The sequence below is a fragment of the Oceanobacillus profundus genome, from assembly GCF_003515705.1.
In the GTDB taxonomy this organism is placed as follows: domain Bacteria; phylum Bacillota; class Bacilli; order Bacillales; family Amphibacillaceae; genus Oceanobacillus; species Oceanobacillus profundus.
Map to the genome: position 1 here is coordinate 48,879 of NZ_QWEH01000017.1, position 21,133 is coordinate 70,011.

A 21,133-nucleotide genomic window follows, 5' to 3' on the forward strand; every position below is an offset into this window, starting at 1 on the left:
TTCAAAGGTGTAATGATCTGACTTTTGAGATGGTACATCGGGGCAATAGCTAACTTTACAGGAAATCCTAACTCTTCTCAATTAAATTATAGCATATAAAAAAAGGGAATTATAGACTGTTTCTTCTTATATACTATTGCTAAAATCAATAGAACAATACTGGTTAGGAGAGATGTGGAATGAGCTCTTTGGTTATCGGTTTTCAAGAAATGGGGAAAACAGAGCATTTGCTTGTAGGCGGAAAAGGATTAAATTTGGGGGAGTTATCCAAAATCCAAGGAATAGAAGTTCCAGAAGGTTTTTGTATAACAACGACAGGATACCAAATGGCCATTGAACAAAATGAAATGTTTCAAGCATTGTTGGATCAACTAATGGTGTTAAACGTAGAGGAACGTCATCAAATTAGTGAAATCAGCAGCAAGATTCGACAGGTTATGATGGACGTAGATATTCCTTCTGATGTTGTAAGCGCAGTTGATGAAAATCTCTCCGAGTTTGGTGAGAACCACGCTTATGCAGTTCGCTCTAGTGCTACCGCTGAGGACTTGCCACATGCCTCTTTTGCTGGACAACAAGATACCTATCTAAACATTAAAGGACTGGATGCAATCTTACAGCATATTAGTAAGTGCTGGGCTTCTCTGTTTACGGATCGCGCGGTGATTTATCGAATGCAAAATGGGTTTGACCACAGTAAGGTTTCTTTATCCGTTATTATCCAAAGGATGGTTTTTCCTCAGGCTTCTGGGATTTTATTTACTGCTGATCCGATTACCTCTAACCGAAAGATAGTATCAATTGATGCCAGTTTTGGACTTGGAGAAGCATTGGTCTCTGGCTTGGTATCTCCTGATAATTATAAGGTACAGGAAGAAAGAGTCGTCGAAAAGATGATAGGAGATAAGAACATGGCTATCTATGGACGGGAGGGAGGAGGAACTGAGACACAGCAGATTACTTTTGATCAGCAGAAGTCACAGACACTAACAGACCAGCAAATTTTACAATTAGCACATATAGGAAGAAAGATTGAAGCGCATTTTGGGAGTCCGCAAGACATCGAGTGGTGTTTGGCAGAGGATATATTTTATATTGTTCAGAGTCGACCAATCACAACTTTGTATCCCACCCCTGAAGCAGGGGAGTCCCAAGGAAATCACGTCTATGTATCTGTTGGGCATCAACAAATGATGACAGACCCCATGAAACCATTGGGATTGTCCCTTTTCCTGTTAACAACACCTGCACCGATGCGCAAAGCTGGTGGAAGGCTGTTTGCCGATGTAACAGATATGCTGGCTTCACCTGTCAGCAGAAAAATGATAATGGATAATTTAGGGGAATCTGATCCGCTCATAAAAGACGCGCTTATGAAAATAGTAGATCGAGAAGATTTTATAAAAACGTCCCCAGTTGTTGAAAAAAATCTGAGTCCTGACAAGCCTCATGCTCTCTCTGATACTCAAGCACAAATCGGAAACGATCCAACAATCGTTTCGGAATTAATTAAAAAAAACCAGACCTCGCTAGAAGAACTGAAGCAAAACATCCAGACAAAATCAGGTGCGGAGTTATTTGGTTTTATTCTGGAAGATCTTGAGGAACTGAGAAGGGTTGTATTTGAGGGTATGAGTGTGATAATAGCTGCACAGGATGCCACAACATGGATTAATGGGAAAATGAACAAGTGGTTAGGAGAAAAAAACGCAGCGGATATGCTTTCTCAATCCGTACCAAATAATATTACTTCAGAAATGGGTCTGGCATTATTGGATGTCGCAGATGCGATTCGTCCATATCCAGAAGTGATTAACTATTTACGACATGTAAAAGCGGAAAACTTTTTGGATGAACTGATTAACCTTGAAGGCGGACAAATTGCCCAAGATGCAATAACAGCTTATCTCAAAAAATATGGCATGAGGTGTGCCGGAGAAATTGATATAACGAGAAGTCGATGGAGCGAAAAACCAACGACACTTATCCCTATAATTTTAGGGAATATCAAAAACTTTGAGCCGAATGCTAGTCAGCAGAAATTTGAGCAAGGGCGAAAAGAAGCTTTGGAAAAAGAACAAGCGTTATTAGAAAGATTGAAACAACTGCCGAACGGAGAACAAAAAGCTAAAGAGGCGAAACGAAATATTGACCTAATTCGGAATTTCAGCGGGTTTAGGGAATATCCTAAATACGGTATGATTAACCGTTATTTTGTTTATAAGCAGGCATTAATGAAAGAAGCGGAACAACTCGTACAAGCGGGGATTATTCAAGGAAAAGAAGATATATCCTATCTTACTTTTGAAGAACTTGAAGAAGTAGTCCGCACCAATAAACTGGATTACCAAATCATTGACAAACGAAAAGAAGCGCATAAATTATATGAAAAATTAACCCCGCCACGTGTTATTACTTCTGACGGTGAGATCATTACTGGTGAATACAAACGGGAAAATCTTCCAGCTGAAGCTATTGTCGGCCTGCCGGTTTCCTCGGGAGTTATCGAGGGGCGAGCACGTGTCATTTTAAACATGGAAGATGCTGATTTAGAAGAAGGAGATATATTGGTTACTTCTTTTACGGACCCTAGCTGGACACCGTTATTTGTATCCATAAAAGGTCTAGTAACTGAAGTTGGTGGGCTGATGACCCATGGAGCGGTTGTCGCACGTGAATATGGCTTGCCAGCAGTTGTGGGAGTAGAAAATGCTACAAAAATAATAAAAGATGGGCAACGAATTCTTGTTAATGGAACGGAAGGGTATATTCAATTATTGTAATTGCTATATGTGTTCAGACTATCGTCAGAGTAGGTGGCTAATCCGGATAAACAGAAAACGATCTAAGCTCTCTCACAACACGAGAGATCGGTAAGCCTACAACATTGAAATAATCTCCATTAATGTTTTTGACAAACATAGCACCAAGGCCTTGGATACCATATGCACCTGCTTTATCGTAAGGCTCTTCAGATGAAACATACCATTCGATTTCCTGATCAGTAAGTGGCAAAAATTCAACTTGTGTACGTTCGATAAAAATGCTTTTCTGTTCCAGTGAGCGGATCATGACACCAGTATATACCTCATGTACGTTGCCGCTTAGCGCTAAAAGCATTTGATAGGCATCTTCCTTATTGTTGGGCTTTTCGAATATTTGCTGCTTATAAGCAACTACCGTGTCAGCAGCTAAAATGATAGCTTCTGGATGCTGGATAGGGACATTTTTACCCTTGATTAGGGCCAATTGTTTTACTTTTTCAACCGGGTCATTTGTTGTAATTTGGGATTCATCTACGTTTGGATTGCGTACTGAAAAGGGAATTCTTACTTGCGTTAAAAGCTCTTGCCTTCTTGGTGAGGATGAGGCCAGAATTAGTTTGTTTTTTGCCATGAATGTTCCTCCTAAGTAGTAGTGAGTTGATATAGGTTTATTATAGTCCATGGTTTGTAGTATTAGAAACAACGTATCCAAGGGAAGATGGAACCATTATAGCTGTACGTGTTTTGCTAATCAAATGTTATTCCCATCTAATCGGAAATACAAACTTTTAAAACAAGACGAGTATTCAGAGAGAAATACACAAAGCATTCGCGTTTGGTACTTCTCTCTTTTATTTTGAAATTACCATTGTAAACTGTTCAAAAACGATAGAATATTAGCATGAATCTCTGTCTGATCCTTACACCTACAACATTGCAAAGCGTGAATTTGTGTGCTATTTGATCAAACATTACGAAATGTTAGGTAGCATGTAATGAATGCTTTATTCCTCTATAGGATTTTCAGGTCCATTCAGCTCTAATTGATAAAAGGTTAAGTCAATCCATTTATTAAATTTAAAACCTGCCTTTTCGATTATACCTGAATAAACAAAGCCAAAGTTTTTGTGCATTGCAATGCTTTTTTCATTTGCTGCATCAATACCAGCAACCAATGTCATATATTCTCTTTCTTTCGCAATAGCGATTAATTCTTTCATTAAGGAAGTACCAACGCCTCTTTTTCGATATTCCTTATTTACATAAACGGAATGTTCAATTGTATATTTATAAGCCGGCCATGCTCTAAAGGGACCGAATGTTGCAAAACCAGCCACTTTATTATCTTGTTCGCACACTAATATTGGATAACCTTCGTCTATCTTTTGTTCATACCATTGTTGTCTGCTTTCAAGCGTCTGGGGTTTATAGGCGTATACAGCAGTAGAATGAAGAATGGCATCATTATAGATATGTAAAATGTCCATTAAATCTTTTTCAGTTGCTTCTCTGATCATGTTGTTCTTCCTCTCGTAACAAATACTTTCCTATCTGTTTATTTTAAAACGATTTGTACTAAAGGTAAAATTGGATCTCTTAACCCTTGAATTTATAGACTCTTGTTTCACGAACCGGAAAATGCTCGTGGAAGATTTCACCTGAAATTTCCCGACATGCCTTTAATAATAAATAAGCATAAATAGTATTTCGGTAATAGAGGATGCAAAGATTTGTAAACAAACTGAAGAATACTAAATAATATCTGATATGACTGAAAGTTCGGTTTTCTGTTAGAATAAAGATGGCTATTAAACTATTAAGATAATTCTTAAATATATTCGATAGCAATAATTAAGAAAAGGAATGTTTATAAATGGAAAATAAATTTGCTAAGCGAGCTCATTTCGTTAAATCCTCGGAGACGCGTGAAATTTTGAAGGTAACAGAAAGACCGGAAGTAATCTCTTTTGCAGGAGGATTGCCAGCCCCGGAGTTGTTTCCGCTAGAAGCTCTTAAGGATGTGTGTAATGCTGTTTTGAGTGAAGAAGGAGCGGCTTCTCTTCAATATAGTACGACAGAGGGATATGTTCCATTAAGAGAAGCTATTAATCGAAGAATGAAAGCTGTTGGAATTAATGCTACTGTTGAAAATGTTCTTATCACATCGGGATCACAGCAAGCAATCGACCTTACTGGAAAATTATTTATTGACGAGGGAGATACAATTATTTGTGAAAGTCCAACCTATCTTGCGGCAATCAATACATTCAAAACATACAATGCCAACTTTGTTGAAGTAGCGATGGATGATGATGGAATGGTTATGGAAGAGCTGGAGGAAAAGCTGCAGAAGCATCCTAACACAAAATTTATCTATACGATTCCAGACTTCCAAAATCCTACAGGTCGTACGTTAAAGCTCGATAGACGAAAAAGAATGATTGAGCTTGCGAATCAATATGATGTACTGATTGTAGAAGATAATCCTTATGGGGCTATAAGATTTGCTGGAGAGGAACTTCCGCCAGTAAAACATTTTGATACGGAAGATAGAGTAATTTATCTAAGCACTTTCTCTAAGATTTTCACTCCTGGCCTTCGACTTGGATGGATCTGTGCAGACCAAGCATTCATTGATAAGTACGTGGCTTTTAAGCAAACAGCTGACTTACATACGGACAGCTTTGCGCAAAGAATTACAGCCAAATATATGGAACTTTATGATATGGAAGAGCACATTAATCAAATCAAAGCTGTTTATAAAGAAAGATGTGCAGCGATGTTATCTTGTGTTGAAACGTTTTTTCCAAAAAATTTGTCTTACAGTAAGCCAGAAGGTGGATTATTTATTTGGGTTGAACTTCCTGAGGACATTGATTCAACGCATATATTTACAGAGTGCCTGAAAAACAATGTTGCTTGTGTTCCCGGAACACCATTTTTCCCGAATGGTACAAAGAAAAGTACATTCCGTTTAAATTTTTCAAATATGTCGAAAGAGAAAATAATAGAAGGTATGAAGCGTATTGGTGAAGTGTTAAATCGTGAGTTAGAGAAAGAAACAGCTATTTTATGATTTAAAACTGACAGTAGTATAGGAGATAGATATTGTAAATATAAAAGTCGTGCAATTAAATGGTTGTGTAATACAAAAAGGTTTAAGAAACATGGTTCTATGCAATATGTTTCATAACTCTTTTTAAAACAATGCTTGGATAAAATTTAGGAATATTAACCATAAACTAATCCTTTAATCATGGGTATATTTTCATAAAAAATCATCTTATTTACACTAAATTTACTATTTTTTAATAAAATAGTTGTACAATAAAAGAAGAGTGGAATATATGAGAATATTTGTTGCTGCCGATTAAATACGCACTCATGGAAGTGTGAATACAGAGGGGATTTTATATGCATGTTGTTATTGGAGATATTGCAAGAGAAACGATACCGGTATTACCAACTACAAATTGCGAAAACGTTTATGCTATTTTTAATGAGCAACCATCAACAGAGGGGATAGTTGTTGCTGTTGAAATGCAGCCTGTTGGATTAATTATGAGAGATACATTCTTTCAAAAGCTATCCACTAAATATGGGTTTGACCTTTTTATGCAACGGCCAATTGAATTGATGATGGATACAACAATGTTAGTTGTGGACTATATTACACCACTAACCAAGGTTAGTACGCTTGCCATGAAACGAGAGCAGGAAAGACTTTATGACTATGTTATTGTACAGAAGCAGAATGAGCTATGTGGAGTTGTAAGTATACGTGAATTAATAATGAAGTTGTCTGAAGTCCAGATTAACATTGCGAAATATTCCAATCCATTAAGCGGACTTCCTGGAAACCACATTATAGACGATATGTTAGAAAAAGTATTACATTACGAAAGCTATACGGTGCTTTATCTTGATCTCGATCATTTTAAAGCATTCAATGATGTATATGGATTCAAAGCAGGGGATCAACTTCTCGTCGAGACGGCGAATATCATTCAACAAACGATTGGCAAAAAACCAAATTACTTTGTTGGTCATATTGGTGGAGATGACTTTATCGCGGTGATTCCTAATTATCAGCATGAGGATATTTGCAAAAGGATTATTGCCCGCTTCGAACAGACGATTATCAGCTTTTATAGTAAAGAAGATATTGAACAGGGATATGTCAAAACATTCAACCGAAAAGGAACCATGGAAAATGTTCCATTAGTAAGCATCTCGATTGCAGTCGTTCAGAATAAACATACATCCTTTTCCACACCAAATGCGCTAAGTAGAGAAGCAGCAGAGATTAAAAGGATTTGTAAAACTTGTGAGGGAAGTATCTACCTGAGCAAAGGGGATAAGGAAGCTGGAAAATTAAATGCATAAAAAATGAGCGATATTCAAAAATCGCTCATTTTTTTTGTATGTTATTATCTTTAAGAAGAGATTGGTACGGTGCCTTTACATAATGTCTCAACTGGTTTTCCTATCGCGTAGCCTTGCCCCATATCGACACCCAAATCTTGCAAAAAGGTGTATTCGGAAAAAGTCTCGATTCCCTCTGCAATTACTTTCGTTTCAGATTTATATGCAAAATCAAGAATAAGCTCAACTAAATATTGTTTTTCCGGGATCGTTTCGATATTCCGGATTAATGATTTATCAATCTTTATAAACTCAGGATTTAAGTAAAGAAGTGTTTGTAAACTATTATAACCACTGCCAGCATCATCTACAGCAATGCGAAAGCCCTGTTCCCTGTAGTGCTCTACTAGCTTCACAAATTGAGAATAGTTGATTCCTGCCTTCTTTTCTGTCAATTCAAGAACAACTTGCTTAGGAGAGATGTTATGTTTTGCTAATAAATTCATTGTAGTTCCTGCTTTATAGTTTGGGTCGGCTAGTACTTGGGGATGTATATTTAGGAATATAAAGCAATCTTCATTTTCATCTAAGCGATTAACCTGCTCGTGATATCTTTTCAATGCTAAATTTCGTATAAAGCTTTCGACCATAAAAACATGTTTGCTGTCTCCAACATAGTCGTAAAAAGCATCCGTAGTAGGAAAGCTCTTCGTAGAATCTGGTCGATTCAAAATTTCATAGCCTACAGTATCGCCGCTTTTTAAAGATAGAATTGGCTGGAAAAAGGTTTGCATTCTACATTTGCGGATAACATTTAATAATTCTTCATTTTTATTAAACTCTTGATAAAGTAATTTACGGTTTGTATTTAAAAATCGAATAAAATGAATCGATTTATGAACTAAATTTGTTTTCATATGTCCACCTTTGAGTTGAATAAAATTGTCATGATGCTTAATTTAATTCTATCGGTGAATTATTAAGATTGATAATCAGTTGTGTAAATTTCTTGTAAAACCTGTGGGTAAAGATTTGTGTTGGACATAAAAATCTCTGGCTAAACATCTAAACTTAAGGGAATACTTGACACGACACTAAATGGTGTCGTATTATAATGAATAAATAGGACACCTTTAAGTGTCATATTAAAACGTAAGATCAGGGGATGGTGATATTGAGCGAAAAGAGAACGGAAAGAGATGTTTACGAAGCTATTTCCGATCAAACCCGACGGAGGCTGCTTCGTCTATTAGCCGATGCGGAAGAATTACCGCTATATGAGTTAACCGTTCATTTCGAAATGGGTCGTACGGCAGTTTCAAAGCACTTGACAATCCTAAAAGATGCTGGTCTTGTAGTCAGCAGGAAGATTGGCAGAGAAACGCGTTATCGGTTGAATGCCACCCCTTTGAAGGAAATTCATGATTGGGTATCTTTTTATGAAGATTTCTGGAAGGAAAGAATGTTTAAATTAAATCTTTTATTGGAGGAACAAAAAATGAAAGCAGATGTATCATTAGATTTTCAATATACAAGTTCAATTGAAGAAGTGTGGAAGGCATTAACGGATTCGGAAATGCTTGCAAAGTGGATATGGGAAAATGACTTTAAGCCAGTAGTTGGACATAAATTTCAATTCCGAGCAGAGCCAAATAAATGGTGGAACGGAATTGTTGATTGTGAAGTGCTTGAAGTGGAAGAACCTCATAAAATATCTTATACGTGGGCAAGCCAAGGTGAGAACACAACTGTTACATGGACGTTGAAGGAAGGTTCAGATGGAACTACTCACTTGCACTTCGAACAAGCTGGATTCAGTGAAGAAACAAAAGCCACCAAAGGTGCTATCGAGGGGGCAATATATAGCTGGACTAAAATGGGTGAGCAGCTTGGGAAAGTGTTGGATCAATAAGCGTTATTGTCTTTCTCCTTGCCTTATATAAAATCTTAGACGGTCTAGTGGAACGGCCCGAACCATCAAAGGCTATCAATTATCCAATTACTAACATGTGTAGGGGTAGCTAATATTAAAAGGGGAGATAAGAAAATGAGTTTTTTCAAAGATATGATAGCGGTGTTTAAGAAGAGAGAATTATTACTTTTAGAGCGCTATGAAGAAGCAGAAGGCGTGTATACCTTTCTGTTTGAAAAGCCAGATGATTTAACCTGGGAAGCTGGGCAACACGGTCTGTTTACTATTACGCATAAGAAAATAAAAAATGCTACGCGGCCATTTACCGTAGCCTCAGCTCCTGTAGAAAATGTTGTTAAATTAACAATGCGGATTAAGGATAATCCAAGTGATTTTAAACAGGAAATGTTAGAACTCAAACAAGGAATGAAGATTAGTATAAGCGGACCTGTAGGATCATTTCACTTGGAAAATAACAGTCCTTCAATCCTCATTGCAGGTGGGATTGGCATTACCCCATTTCGATCAATTCTAAAACAAATAGAAGCGGAAGGAAGTCTCCATGAGAACCCAATACATCTGCTTTATCTAGATAGTGATAAATCCCATATCTTTAAAGATGAACTTGATGAAATTGCTAACTATCCTGCCATACATGTAACTTACCTTGATACAAGGGAGGACTTGCATCAGGAAATAAATCAGTTTAGCGATTTATATCAGAACAACGGTAACTATTTTATTGCAGGTCCAAAAACCATGGTCGAGTCTATTTCAAGTCATTTAAGAAATAACGATGTTCCCAAACGAAATATCAAAAAGGATGCCTTTTTTGGATATTAATTAAAAATGAATATGAGCCCACAATATGGTATCAATACAAAAATCCTATTTTGTTGAACTGCCCCCTGTCAAGTAGAGAGTGGAAATAATAAAAGGATTTATACGGCTTTAGCTCTATATTCAATAGGGTTGAGGCCGTTTAGTCTTTCTTGATATCTATCATGATTGTAGAAGTAAATATATTTATCAATTGCTGTTGAGAGATCCTCAAATGTCTCATGATCGTTCTTCCCGTTGGCTAAAGCATCTTCTACAATTTCAATTCATTATATATGTTGAGGTGATTACAGGGGTGGGAAAGGAACTAGTGTTGGTAAGTGATCATAGGGAGGTCTTGTTTTCAGCAGGGAAAATGGATCTTAGATTCTCAATTGTTTTCATCAATCTTGTATGATATAGTGTCAACGGTACTTATTAAACGTATTTAATAAGTCTTTTTATAGGTGGTGATGTTTGTGGAAGCTGCTTCAAAATCATTGAAGAGAGTAATTACTCTTGGTATTCGTAAATCTCTCTTAGAGCTTGGAAGTGCAACAAAGGCTGAGCTTAGCGGCAAGCTAGAAATTAGCTTTCCAACAATAAGTAAGTTCCTTGCACAGATGGAGAAAGATGGTGAAGTGATAGCAGTTGGTTTAGATGAATCAAGTGGTGGAAGAAGAGCAAAAAGATATACGTACAATTCAGAGTATATGCTTGGTCTTGCAGTCTTTATAGAGAAGGAAGAGACCTATTATACAATTTTCAATTGCTTAGGTGAAAAAAAGGAGCAAGGAAAAGCCCCAAGTGTACTAATAGATAATGGCATGAATTTATTAACACAACTGATTGAAAAAATAATAACAACTAATTCTTCAAAAATTACTTCCATCGCTATCGGTGTTCCAGGGTCGGTTGATCATGGGAAGATTTTCTACATGCCAGGGTATGAGCAGTTTCAAAATGTTGATTTGAAAACGTATTATGAGGTTTATTTTAATATTCCTGTTGTGGTAGAGAACGATATGAATGCTGTTGTTCTTGGGTTTAACCACCAAAAAAGAATGGAAAATAATCAGTCTCTTATCTATCTGTATTTTGGCCAAAATGGCCCGGGGGCAGGGTTTATGATAAATGGAGATGTGGTAAGAGGAAGTACGTTTTTTGCTGGAGAGATTTCGTTCGTCCCTCAATATAGTGAACATAACTTTGGGCAGGTACTAGAAAAGGGAATTGGACAAAAAAAGAGATTGGTCAATGAGGATGAACAGATTGATGCAATAAGCAGATTAGTAGCCTCTTTTGTAGCTATCATAAACCCACATACCATTATTTTTAGTGAGGATGAAATCGAAAAAGGGATGTTAAGTAAAATCGCCATCGCTAGTTCAACATATATCCCGTCAGAACATCTTCCGGAACTTACGGTGAGTAATTGGAAACAGGATTATTTATTTGGGTTACAAAGGCTTTGCCTCGATCTTATGATAGCGAAATAGGGATATGGACGTAGACGGAGCAAGGGACTGGATAGGTGCTTGATAATCATTATAGTGGAAAGTAGGTCATTTAAGATGAAAACGGAAAAAGAAAAAATGATAGCTGGAGAAATGTATAATCCCGCAGATTCAGAATTGGTAAAGGATCGTATGGAAGCAAGACGTAAGGTTAGGCAATATAATCAAACGTTAGAGACAGAGGGAGAAAAGCGAACAAAACTATTAGAGGGGTTATTTGGTTCGACAGGAGAAAATATCTATATGGAACCAAATATACGATTTGATTATGGTTATAATACATACGTAGGAGACAATTTTTATGCGAATTTTGACTGTACGTTTTTAGATATTTGTGAAGTGCGTTTTGGAGATAATTGTATGCTTGGACCAAGGGTACAAATCTATACAGCAACACATCCGCTTCATCCAGTGGAACGAAATTCTGGGATAGAAAGCGGAAAACCGATTACAGTTGGCAACAATGTATGGATTGGAGGAAGTGCAATTATAAATCCAGGAGTAACAATAGGAGATAATGTTGTGGTTGGAGCTGGTGCAGTCGTTACGAAGGACATACCAGATAATGTGGTAGTTGGGGGTAACCCTGCTAGAATCATTAAACAAATTGAACTATAAGATTCCTTTTGCTTAACTAATCAAGTTCTTTTAAACAAGTGGTGCAATTCCATTCACAAGGAATTGTACCTTTATTAATATAATTTTCCTTACTTTATATAATACATTTTAATACGAATTAGTACCAAGTAATAGTAACAAGTGATAAAATATTGATGACACTATTATAAGGAGGGGAAACCGTGAAAACTCAAGTAACAGATCTATTCGGAATTCAGTATCCAATCATACAAGGTGGTCTAGCTTATTTAGGTTATGCAGAACTAGCTGCTGCTGTCTCAAATGCCGGAGGACTAGGGCAAATTACTGCAGCAACATTACGTACGCCTGAAAATCTTCGGAATGAAATTCATAAATTACGTGAGTTTACGAACAAGCCTTTTGGTGTAAACTTTGCTATTGCAAAGTACAACGGTGAATACGAGGAATTATTAGAAGTGGCAATAGAGGAAAAGGTACCGGTAATCTCTATTACTGGTGGTAATCCAAAACCTGTGTTAGAACGACTCAAAGACGAGAATATTAAGACGCTTGTCCTTGTTTCAGGAGTTAGACATGCACAGAAAGCAGAACAGCTTGGAGCGGATGCACTTATTGCAGTTGGACAAGAAGGTGGAGGTCATTTAGGGCGTGACGATATTGGTACAATGGTGCTGATTCCTCGTATTGTAGACCATGTATCCATTCCCGTGTTAGCAGCAGGAGGAATAGGCGACGGCAGAGGTTTATTAGCAGCTTTTTCTCTTGGTGCAGAAGGTATCGTGATGGGGACTCGTTTTATTGCTACCCAAGAATGCGTACATGCACATTACGACTATAAAAATGCGCTTTTACAAGCGCAAGAAACAGACACGGTCATTATTAAAAAATCATTAGGTGCCCCAGGACGAGTTCTTCAATCAGATTTTGCTTTAGAAATTATCGATCGAGAACATCAAGGAGCAACGTACGAGGATCTGAAAGATATGATTAGTGGCAAAACGAATTGTAGATATATTTATGATGGTCATGAAGAAGAAGGGTTTGGCTGGGCTGGGCAGGTAATTGGTCTTATCAACAACGTACCAACAGTACAGGAATTGTTTGCTGAGATGATTTTAACAGCAGAAAATAGTCTGAGCCGTATTCGTAATATTATAAGAGGGTAATCCAGTAGATAATATTAATAAAATAAATGCACATAAATAAGGCGAGTGTATAATCATTCTCTATCTGTAAGGCTGTCCTAATTACGGACATCTTTTTTTTGTAAGCAGATATGATTGGACCAGTAACAAGCGGGCATCCGATCTAGTTATCCGTTAGGTTATAAACCATTCAACTCCGGTTTAACAAAGTATGTGGGAGTTGAATGGTGTTTTTTTCTAATTAGATAAGTTAGTTCATAAAGCTAGTAAGAAGCTATCAAAACAACAGGAATTCTAACCTAGCCAAAACAATTACAGTTACTTCTTCTTGTAATATTTAAAGCCCCTTCAAATGTGGATCCTTCCAGAACATCGTCATTACGAAACCTAGTATAATCACAACTGCACTAAAATAAAAAGGGAAATTTATATCGATATCAAACAGCATACCTCCCAGAACTGGTCCAAACACATTGGCAAGCGAAGTGAAGAAGGAGTTCATCCCGCCAACAAATCCTTGCTCATTACCAGCGATGCGTGAGAGGTAGGTCGTTACAGCCGGACGAATAAGATCAAATCCGATGAATACCGTAAATGTCACTGCCATGATTGTCCAGTAGGTGTTTACGAGTGTCATCGCGAAAACTAAAATCGTCGAGAATAGTAATGACCAACGAATGATATTAACTTCCCCCATATATCTGGTTAATGGATCAAATAATAGAATCTGGAAGAGTGCACCGATAATTGCACCACCTGTAATGGCAATAGCTATATCCGACGGGCTAAATGCAAATTTATGGTCAACATATAGGCTGAATAAAGAATCAAATGCAGCTAAACCAAATGATGCTATGAAAATTACGATAAAGGCAATAAAGAACATTGGCTTTAACATTTTCTTTAAGCTGTTCTTTCCAGCTAATGGTGATTCATCCAACGTGTCTTCTGCTTTAGAGCTAGGCTCCTTCAATGTGAAAATGGATAAAATCGCGACTACAAAAGCAAAAGCAGCGGCTGAAAAAAATGGAACTCTTGTACCGATTTCCGCCAAAAATCCGCCGATGCCAGGCCCGATTATAAAACCGGTGTTAATTGCTGCAGACATATAGCCAAGTGCTTTTGGGCGTTTCTCTATTGTGGTAACGTCGGCAATAAATGCCGTCACAGCAGGCATGATAAAAGCACCACTTACGCCACCTAAAATACGTGATATAAATAGAACTTCTATTGTTTTTCCCAGCCCGAATAATAGTTCGGAAAAACTGAAAATAAATAAACCGATCACAATCATAATTTTCCGGCCGAATTTATCAGCCGCTTTTCCAGCAAATGGAGAAAAAATTAATTGTGTTAAAGCAAATGCTGCGGTTAAATAGCCAACAACGGTACCACTAATATTTAACTCATTCATTATTGTTGGCAGTACAGGTATAACTAAACTGATTCCTAAAAAGACAAAAAATATGTTCATAAGTAGTATGGCTAATGTCATTTCTTTTCTCTTCTTCATCTTATGTCACCTATATTCTTTTCCTAAGTAATATTAGAATTCTACTCTTTTTCCCTCATACATGCAATCTTTATTTTTCGATTTTTGTTTCGTGTACATACCCACTCTATTTAATAAAAAAGTGGATTGCAATTAAACTTCTTTTAACTCTTGATATTAGGTTTTAACTATCAATTATCTGCATGATTATAATTTAACTTAACAAACAATTTACAGTTAATTAATATAATTCTGTTAAAATTATCGGTATTAAGGCTTAGGAGGATTGTTACATGAAGAAAGTTATTTTATTTGCTGCAACATTACTATTTGCAGTAGTTTTAGCAGCTTGTGGTGATCAGACGGAAGAAAGTGATGCTTCTACAGAAGGCGCTAATTCTAGTGATACAACAGAAAATGAATCTATTGAAAAATTGTCCATTGGATTTGTACCTTCTCGTGAACCAGAGGAAATTATTACTGCTACAGAACCGTTAAAGGAGTTATTAACAGAAGAGCTATCTGGCTTAGGATATGACATAGGTGAAATTGAAATAAATGTAGGTACAAATTATGAGGCAGTTGGAGAAGCACTCTCAGCCGGAACAACGGATATTGGATTTATTCCAGGCGGTACATATGTATTGTATGATGACGGTGCTGAAGTTATATTAACAGCAACACGTGCAGGTTTAAGCAATGACTCGGATAACGCTGCAGATTGGAATGAAAATGAACCAACAGAACCAACGGATGAACAAACAACTTCATATCGTGCATTATTAATTGCTGGTCCATCAGAGAACGGACAAGCTTTAGCCGAGAAAGTAAATAATGGGGAAGAGCTGACATTTGAAGATGTAGATAATGCGACTTGGAATGTGATGTCATCGTCATCTCCAGCGGGTTACATTTACCCTGCATTATGGTTGCAAGAAAACTTTAATAAGACAATTACGGACTTATCAAAAGCGGTACAAGCTGATTCATATGGAAGTGCATTTGCTCGTTTAGCTACCGGACAAACAGATGTATTAGTTACGTATGCAGATGCACGTCGTGACTTTGTAGACACATGGACGACGGAATACGGTCGTGACGCTGATATCTGGGAAGAAACAGATGTCATTGGTGTTATGCCAGCAATCTATAATGACACTATTAGTGTGAGCAAAAACTCTGAAATAATGAATGATGATTTGAAAGCAGCATTAAAGAAAGCATTTATGAATATTGGAGAATCAGAAGAGGGAAAAGAAGTTATTGCGATCTACAGTCATGAAGGGTATCAAGAAGCGACAGATGAAGACTATGATAATGAACGAAAGGCCCAGGAAATTGTGCAGCAAGTAGGGTCAAACTAAGGATCAGAATGCAAATAGAATGATAGAAAAATGAGAACGTTATTCTATGTTCTCATTTTTTTCTAGGATTGGAGTATCATCATGATTGAATTTAAACAAGTCCACAAACAATATCCCGATGGTTTATTGGCGTTAAAGGATATTGATCTTCAGATCGATCAAGGAGAATATGTAGCTATTATTGGGCTTTCAGGCGCTGGGAAATCGACGTTACTGCGTTGCGTTAATCGTATGCACGATATATCAAGCGGCTCTTTGAAGGTAGACGATGTCGAAATCAGCACATTAAGAGGAAAGGGAATACGCCAATTGCGTCGCAGCATTGGAATGATTTTTCAGTCATTTAACTTAGTCACCCGTATCTCGGTTATGAAAAACGTGCTTGTTTCTTTTGTTCCTGGAATACCTTTATGGAGAAAGGTGCTAGGTGTGTTTACAGAACAAGAGAAAAAACAGGCGTTAATCGCACTTGATCGGGTTGGTATTTTAGATAAGGCATTCGTTAGGGTTGATCAATTGTCAGGCGGACAGCAACAGCGTGTAGCTCTCGCACGTACACTTGCGCAAAACCCCAAAATTATTTTAGCTGATGAGCCTGTGGCATCACTTGATCCAGTAACTGCAAATCAAGTAATGGGAGACTTCAGGCGAATTAATCAGGAACTTCATATGACCGTTATCATGAACATTCATCATGTCGAATTAGCACTGGAATATGCGAGTCGAATTATTGGCATACGTGCTGGAGAAATTGTCTATGATGGACGAACAGAGGATGTAACAGACGAGATTTTAGAACAGATTTATAAAGGGTCTGTTGAAAAAGGGGAGGACATTGCCCATGCTCGCGAAGCTGTTACCAACTAAGAAATTAACACTTCCAAATGGAAAAGTAGTAGTGGAAAGGAGGTCCATGACGCCCGTTATTATTCTGCTTTTACTCGGATTTTCCTACTGGTCTATTCAAATTACGGGGTTCGATCTTGAAATTCTAATCACTAGAATCCGCCAGTTCTTTGTCATTATACAAGAGATGCTTTCACCAACATGGGCTTATGTTCCGCACATTTGGAAGCCATTATTAGATACTATTAAAATGTCACTACTTGGATCACTTTTAGGTGCCATTTCTGCATTGCCGTTAGCGATACTTGCAGCAAGTAATATTGCGAAGGCAGCCTGGATTTCATCTGCAACCAAATTTGCCCTAAGCTTATTGCGCACACTTCCAACATTGATTGTTGCTCTTATTGCTACCTATATTTTCGGACTTGGAACGTTTGCGGGAACAGTTGCAATTTACTTATTTACAATCGCATATGTAGGCAAATTACTATACGAGCAAATAGAGAATGTCATGCATATGAGGCGATGCATTCGATGGGTTTAACAACAATCCAATCATTTCGGTATGCTATTTTCCCGCAAATACTACCGAATTATTTATCGACTTCCTTGTTTTGTTTTGAGGGAAATGTTCGTTACGCAGCTATTTTAGGGTACGTTGGAGCAGGTGGTATTGGACTGCTGCTAAATGAAAGTCTTGGATGGCGAAACTACGCAAATGTAGGCATGATTTTACTGATGCTAGTTGTTGTTGTCTATTTGATTGAATCGATTAGTGAACATTACCGAAAGAAATTAAAGTAGGAGATTACATATGAATCATATCGATAAACAGTACGAACTGGAACCGAATCGCCGTCTTACACAAATAATGACAGCATTGATCTTGATTATCCTTTTTGGTTGGTCGTTGTCTGCCATCCAGTTTGATGAATTAACAGTGAATGGACTTACAATCGCCAAAAATATCCTGTTGGGTCTCGTTCAACCAGATGTAGAATTGTTGTTTAATTTTACGAATGGGGTACCTTATTTGCTCATTGAAACAGTAGCAATTGCTTTCTTAGGTACCATTGTAGGAGCAATTCTGGCAATTCCGCTTGCTTTTTTATCCGCATCAAATATTGTACCGAAGCCAGTAGCAATTATCATTCGCTTATTGCTCGTTTTTATTAGGACAATTCCTGCCATTGTTTATGGACTAATGTTTATCCGGGTAACCGGTCCAGGCCCGTTTGCAGGCGTTTTAACAATGTCTCTAACAAGTATAGGAATGTTGGCAAAGTTGTATGTAGACGTTATAGAAGATTTAGATACGTCTATTCTGGAGTCGATGGAATCATTAGGATGTACCATGATAGAAAAAATACGTTTTGGTATACTGCCACAGCTTTCAGCTTTGTTCCTGTCCATCATCATCTATCGATTTGATATGAATCTGCGTGATGCAGCTGTTCTAGGATTAGTTGGAGCAGGTGGAATTGGTGCTCCGCTTATATTTGCCATGAATTCATATCGCTGGGAAGAGGTTGGTTCAATTTTAATTGGTCTTGTTATACTTATTTTAATTGTTGAATATGTGTCCAATAAAATTCGGACAAAGTTAGTAAGGGGATAACGCTTGGAGCGCTGATATGGCTTATTGTAATAATGCCGTTTCCAGTTGGAATGTTATTACTCTATTTATTTTTAAGGCGGCCATTATATATTTGGTTTATCACATATTTAACAACATTGAGCTTGTATACGCTCATACATATTTTAGTAAGTTACTTTTCCCATTTCCATTCTTTAATTCCTGCTTGGAAATTATCTTATAAAACTTCTAAACAAAATGGTGCATTAGTTGAAAAGGCAAAAGGAGCTTGGGTGCCGAGCTCCTTTTTGTTCTTTTTATATTTGGTTTTCAACAAAAAAACATCGAAAATCGTAATTTATTTATTGTGAAACGATAAATATAATGATAAAATCAAATAGAATAATAAAGTGAGGTGTATTTAATGAAATATGGTTCAACACTCTTTTTAAAGTTAGCACTATTTCTTATTGGAACTCCGGTTCTTGCTTTATCTATATTCGGAGTGTATTGGTTAGTTAATAATCCAGCAAATCCAGAATATGATCATATTCTGTATCCCATTATAATTGGTATGTATGTATCAGTGATTCCGTTTTTCTTTGCTTTGTACGAGGCTTTTAAACTTTTAAGCTATATTGACAAGAACCAGGCTTTCTCTAAATTATCTGTTGTGGCTCTAAAGAAAATTAAATGGTGTGCAATAACAATCAGTGGGTTGTATGTGCTTATTATTCCTTTTGTTTATATCGTAGCAGAGCTAGATGATGCACCAGGTCTCATCATTATCGGAATGGTCCCTATTTTTGCTTCGATGGTGATCGCAGTCTTTGCTGCGGTTCTCCAAAGACTTTTAGAAGAAGCGATTCATATAAAATCCGAAAATGATTTGACGGTATGAGGTGATAATATGGCGATTATAATTAATATTGATGTGATGTTAGCAAAACGAAAAATGAGTGTGACGGAATTATCTGAGCGGGTTGGCATAACGATGGCAAATCTTTCTATATTGAAAAATGGGAAGGCAAAAGCAATTCGGATTTCAACGTTAGATGCCATTTGTAAGGCATTAGAGTGTCAGCCGGGTGATGTATTGGAATATCGAGCCGATGAGGGTGGCACCAATTAAGTAACCTTTTTCCAAATCCAGTAGTTATAAAAAAGACTGCCTTCAAGTGAGGACAGTCTTCTTTTTCGTTTATACAGTAGTAGAAACAGCTATTTCATCCACTGGAACGCCAAGCGCTCTGGCTACACCTTCGCCATATGCTGGATCTGCTTTATAACAATTGTTAATATGTCTTAATTGAATTTCCTTCGTAGTTCCTTGCATATTTTTTGCTGTGTTTTCAAATAACCTTTGCTGCTCTTCTACAGTCATTAATCGGAATAACCTACCGGGTTGTTCATAGTAATTATCATCATCTTCTCGGAAGTTATGATAATCCGCAGTACCAAAAATATCTAGAGCTGGTTCTTGGTGTTCCTTGCTGTCTTCCCATTCACCATAGCTATTTGGGCTATATGTGACTTGATTTCCATGAGGGATGACTCTCATAGCACCATCACGATGATAGGGGTTGAAATTCTTCGCGTTTTTCGGATAGTTGACTGGGATTTGCCAGTGGTTTACACCTAAACGATAGCGTTGTGCATCTCCGTATGAGAATAAGCGACCTTGCAACATTCTATCTGGAGAGAAACCAATACCAGGAACAATGTTGGTTGGAGCGAATGCAGCCTGCTCAACTTCTTCAAAGTAATTCTCTGGGTTGCGATTTAATTCAACCTCACCAACTTCAATTAGTGGGAAATCCTCTTTATACCAAACCTTTGTGATATCAAATGGATTATCTTTCATGTTTCTTGCATATTCTTCTGTCATAACTTGGATAAATAAAGTCCATTTTGGATTATCTCCGCGTTCAATTGCTTGAAATAAATCTCGTTGATGGCTTTCACGGTCGCGACCAACTAATGCTTCAGCTTCTTGTTCAGTCAGATTTTTAATTCCTTGTTGTGTTTTGAAGTGGAATTTTACCCAAAATCGTTCATTTTCTGCATTGAAAAAGCTATACGTATGACTACCAAACATATGCATGTTTCGATAGCTTGCTGGAATACCACGGTCGCTCATCGTGATTGTCACTTGATGCAGTGCTTCCGGTAAGCTTGTCCAAAAATCCCAGTTCGCTTGAGCGCTATGCATATTCGTTTTTGGATCACGTTTTACAACATGGTTTAAATCTGGGAACCGCTTCGGATCTCTCATAAAGAACACAGGCGTATTATTTCCGACAAGATCCCAGTTACCTTCCTCTGTATAGAATTTCATAGATGTACCACGAATATCACGTTCTGCATCAGCAGCCCCGCGTTCACCAGCAACAGTTGAGAAGCGGACAAACATATCGGTTTTCTTACCAACCTCTGAGAAAATGTCTGCTTTCGTATATTTTGTAATATCGTTCGTAACGGTAAATGTCCCGTATGCACCGGAACCTTTCGCGTGCATACGGCGCTCTGGGATTACCTCACGATCAAAGTGAGCTAGTTTCTCGAGGAACCAGTAATCTTCCATTAATAACGGGCCGCGTGGACCGGCTGTCTTAGAATCTGAGTCATTTGGTACAGGATTACCAAATGCAGTAGTCATTCTTTTTTTGTTTTCATTTATATTCCCCAAAATAAATACCTCCAAAGTATAATAGTTTTTAATTTATATTAAT

General features: G+C 37.4%; 21 protein-coding genes and 1 pseudogene. 16 read left to right on the forward strand and 6 right to left on the reverse strand.

Going from position 1 to position 21,133, the window contains the following annotated elements:
* Positions 1 to 179: 179 nt before the first annotated feature.
* Entirely contained in the window at positions 180 to 2,783 is a 2,604-nt protein-coding gene (ppsA, locus tag D1B32_RS19140; RefSeq protein ID WP_118890183.1) for a phosphoenolpyruvate synthase, read from the forward strand.
* Positions 2,784 to 2,820: 37 nt separating this feature from the next.
* Here ppsA and D1B32_RS19145 read toward each other — a convergent pair whose 3' ends face one another.
* Positions 2,821 to 3,396: a Maf family protein gene (locus D1B32_RS19145; RefSeq protein ID WP_118890184.1), complete on the reverse strand. Its 576-nt coding sequence runs from the start codon at positions 3,394 to 3,396 to the stop codon at positions 2,821 to 2,823.
* 373 nt (positions 3,397 to 3,769) lie between these two features.
* Entirely contained in the window at positions 3,770 to 4,282 is a 513-nt protein-coding gene (locus D1B32_RS19150) for a GNAT family N-acetyltransferase (RefSeq protein WP_118890185.1), read from the reverse strand.
* 356 nt (positions 4,283 to 4,638) lie between these two features.
* On the opposite strand from D1B32_RS19150, the gene D1B32_RS19155 reads away from it, so the two are divergent.
* Complete coding sequence (locus tag D1B32_RS19155) at positions 4,639 to 5,841, forward strand: aminotransferase-like domain-containing protein (protein WP_118890186.1); 1,203 nt, start codon at positions 4,639 to 4,641, stop codon at positions 5,839 to 5,841.
* Positions 5,842 to 6,179: 338 nt separating this feature from the next.
* The gene (locus D1B32_RS19160) at positions 6,180 to 7,151 is read left to right on the forward strand and encodes a GGDEF domain-containing protein (RefSeq protein WP_095313029.1); all 972 of its coding nucleotides are present in this window, start codon (positions 6,180 to 6,182) and stop codon (positions 7,149 to 7,151) included.
* Positions 7,152 to 7,201: 50 nt separating this feature from the next.
* Here D1B32_RS19160 and D1B32_RS19165 read toward each other — a convergent pair whose 3' ends face one another.
* Positions 7,202 to 8,047 (reverse strand): EAL domain-containing protein, encoded by an 846-nt coding sequence (locus tag D1B32_RS19165; RefSeq protein ID WP_095313031.1) that lies wholly within the window; start codon positions 8,045 to 8,047, stop codon positions 7,202 to 7,204.
* 248 nt (positions 8,048 to 8,295) lie between these two features.
* Here D1B32_RS19165 and D1B32_RS24330 point away from each other — a divergent pair.
* From D1B32_RS24330 to D1B32_RS19175, 3 genes and pseudogenes are all read left to right on the forward strand, one after another.
* Positions 8,296 to 8,490, forward strand: a pseudogene (locus D1B32_RS24330) (metalloregulator ArsR/SmtB family transcription factor); the annotation flags it as partial.
* 138 nt (positions 8,491 to 8,628) lie between these two features.
* A complete protein-coding gene (locus D1B32_RS24335; RefSeq protein ID WP_240033849.1) occupies positions 8,629 to 9,042 on the forward strand; it encodes an SRPBCC family protein in 414 nt (137 codons plus the stop codon).
* A gap of 135 nt (positions 9,043 to 9,177) precedes the next feature.
* Positions 9,178 to 9,885 (forward strand): FAD-dependent oxidoreductase, encoded by a 708-nt coding sequence (locus D1B32_RS19175; RefSeq protein WP_118890187.1) that lies wholly within the window; start codon positions 9,178 to 9,180, stop codon positions 9,883 to 9,885.
* Between the two features lie 98 nt (positions 9,886 to 9,983).
* On the opposite strand, the gene D1B32_RS19180 is transcribed toward D1B32_RS19175, so the two are convergent.
* Positions 9,984 to 10,148, reverse strand: a complete 165-nt coding sequence (locus D1B32_RS19180) for an IS3 family transposase (protein WP_095313125.1) — start codon at positions 10,146 to 10,148, stop codon at positions 9,984 to 9,986.
* 192 nt (positions 10,149 to 10,340) lie between these two features.
* Between D1B32_RS19180 and D1B32_RS19190 the strand changes: the two genes are divergently transcribed.
* The 3 genes from D1B32_RS19190 (at position 10,341) to D1B32_RS19200 (ending at position 13,144) form a co-directional block, all read left to right on the forward strand.
* The gene (locus D1B32_RS19190; RefSeq protein WP_240033844.1) at positions 10,341 to 11,360 is read left to right on the forward strand and encodes an ROK family transcriptional regulator; all 1,020 of its coding nucleotides are present in this window, start codon (positions 10,341 to 10,343) and stop codon (positions 11,358 to 11,360) included.
* A gap of 75 nt (positions 11,361 to 11,435) precedes the next feature.
* Complete coding sequence (locus tag D1B32_RS19195) at positions 11,436 to 11,996, forward strand: sugar O-acetyltransferase (protein WP_095313041.1); 561 nt, start codon at positions 11,436 to 11,438, stop codon at positions 11,994 to 11,996.
* A gap of 182 nt (positions 11,997 to 12,178) precedes the next feature.
* Positions 12,179 to 13,144: an NAD(P)H-dependent flavin oxidoreductase gene (locus D1B32_RS19200; protein ID WP_095313043.1), complete on the forward strand. Its 966-nt coding sequence runs from the start codon at positions 12,179 to 12,181 to the stop codon at positions 13,142 to 13,144.
* Positions 13,145 to 13,460: 316 nt separating this feature from the next.
* On the opposite strand, the gene norA is transcribed toward D1B32_RS19200, so the two are convergent.
* Complete coding sequence (gene norA, locus D1B32_RS19205; protein WP_095313045.1) at positions 13,461 to 14,636, reverse strand: multidrug efflux MFS transporter NorA; 1,176 nt, start codon at positions 14,634 to 14,636, stop codon at positions 13,461 to 13,463.
* Between the two features lie 272 nt (positions 14,637 to 14,908).
* Here norA and D1B32_RS19210 point away from each other — a divergent pair, with 272 nt between their 5' ends.
* From D1B32_RS19210 to D1B32_RS19240, 7 genes are all read left to right on the forward strand, one after another.
* A complete protein-coding gene (locus D1B32_RS19210; protein ID WP_095313047.1) occupies positions 14,909 to 15,979 on the forward strand; it encodes a phosphate/phosphite/phosphonate ABC transporter substrate-binding protein in 1,071 nt (356 codons plus the stop codon).
* A gap of 81 nt (positions 15,980 to 16,060) precedes the next feature.
* Positions 16,061 to 16,846 carry a phosphonate ABC transporter ATP-binding protein gene (gene phnC / locus D1B32_RS19215; RefSeq protein WP_095313049.1) on the forward strand — a complete coding sequence of 262 codons (786 nt, stop codon included), beginning with the start codon at positions 16,061 to 16,063 and terminating at the stop codon, positions 16,844 to 16,846.
* Complete coding sequence (locus tag D1B32_RS19220; protein ID WP_316246662.1) at positions 16,821 to 17,369, forward strand: PhnE/PtxC family ABC transporter permease; 549 nt, start codon at positions 16,821 to 16,823, stop codon at positions 17,367 to 17,369. The genes phnC and D1B32_RS19220 overlap by 26 nt, the downstream gene beginning before the upstream one ends.
* The gene (locus D1B32_RS24520; protein WP_316246664.1) at positions 17,315 to 17,629 is read left to right on the forward strand and encodes a PhnE/PtxC family ABC transporter permease; all 315 of its coding nucleotides are present in this window, start codon (positions 17,315 to 17,317) and stop codon (positions 17,627 to 17,629) included. Before D1B32_RS19220 ends, D1B32_RS24520 begins: the two co-directional genes overlap by 55 nt.
* Before the next feature lie 10 nt (positions 17,630 to 17,639).
* The gene (gene phnE, locus D1B32_RS19225; protein WP_095313053.1) at positions 17,640 to 18,443 is read left to right on the forward strand and encodes a phosphonate ABC transporter, permease protein PhnE; all 804 of its coding nucleotides are present in this window, start codon (positions 17,640 to 17,642) and stop codon (positions 18,441 to 18,443) included.
* Between the two features lie 382 nt (positions 18,444 to 18,825).
* Complete coding sequence (locus D1B32_RS19235) at positions 18,826 to 19,302, forward strand: DUF2975 domain-containing protein (RefSeq protein ID WP_095313055.1); 477 nt, start codon at positions 18,826 to 18,828, stop codon at positions 19,300 to 19,302.
* 9 nt (positions 19,303 to 19,311) lie between these two features.
* Positions 19,312 to 19,533, forward strand: a complete 222-nt coding sequence (locus D1B32_RS19240; RefSeq protein ID WP_095313057.1) for a helix-turn-helix domain-containing protein — start codon at positions 19,312 to 19,314, stop codon at positions 19,531 to 19,533.
* Positions 19,534 to 19,602: 69 nt separating this feature from the next.
* Here D1B32_RS19240 and D1B32_RS19245 read toward each other — a convergent pair whose 3' ends face one another.
* The gene (locus D1B32_RS19245) at positions 19,603 to 21,060 is read right to left on the reverse strand and encodes a catalase (RefSeq protein WP_187393173.1); all 1,458 of its coding nucleotides are present in this window, start codon (positions 21,058 to 21,060) and stop codon (positions 19,603 to 19,605) included.
* Between the last annotated feature and the right edge of the window lie 73 nt (positions 21,061 to 21,133).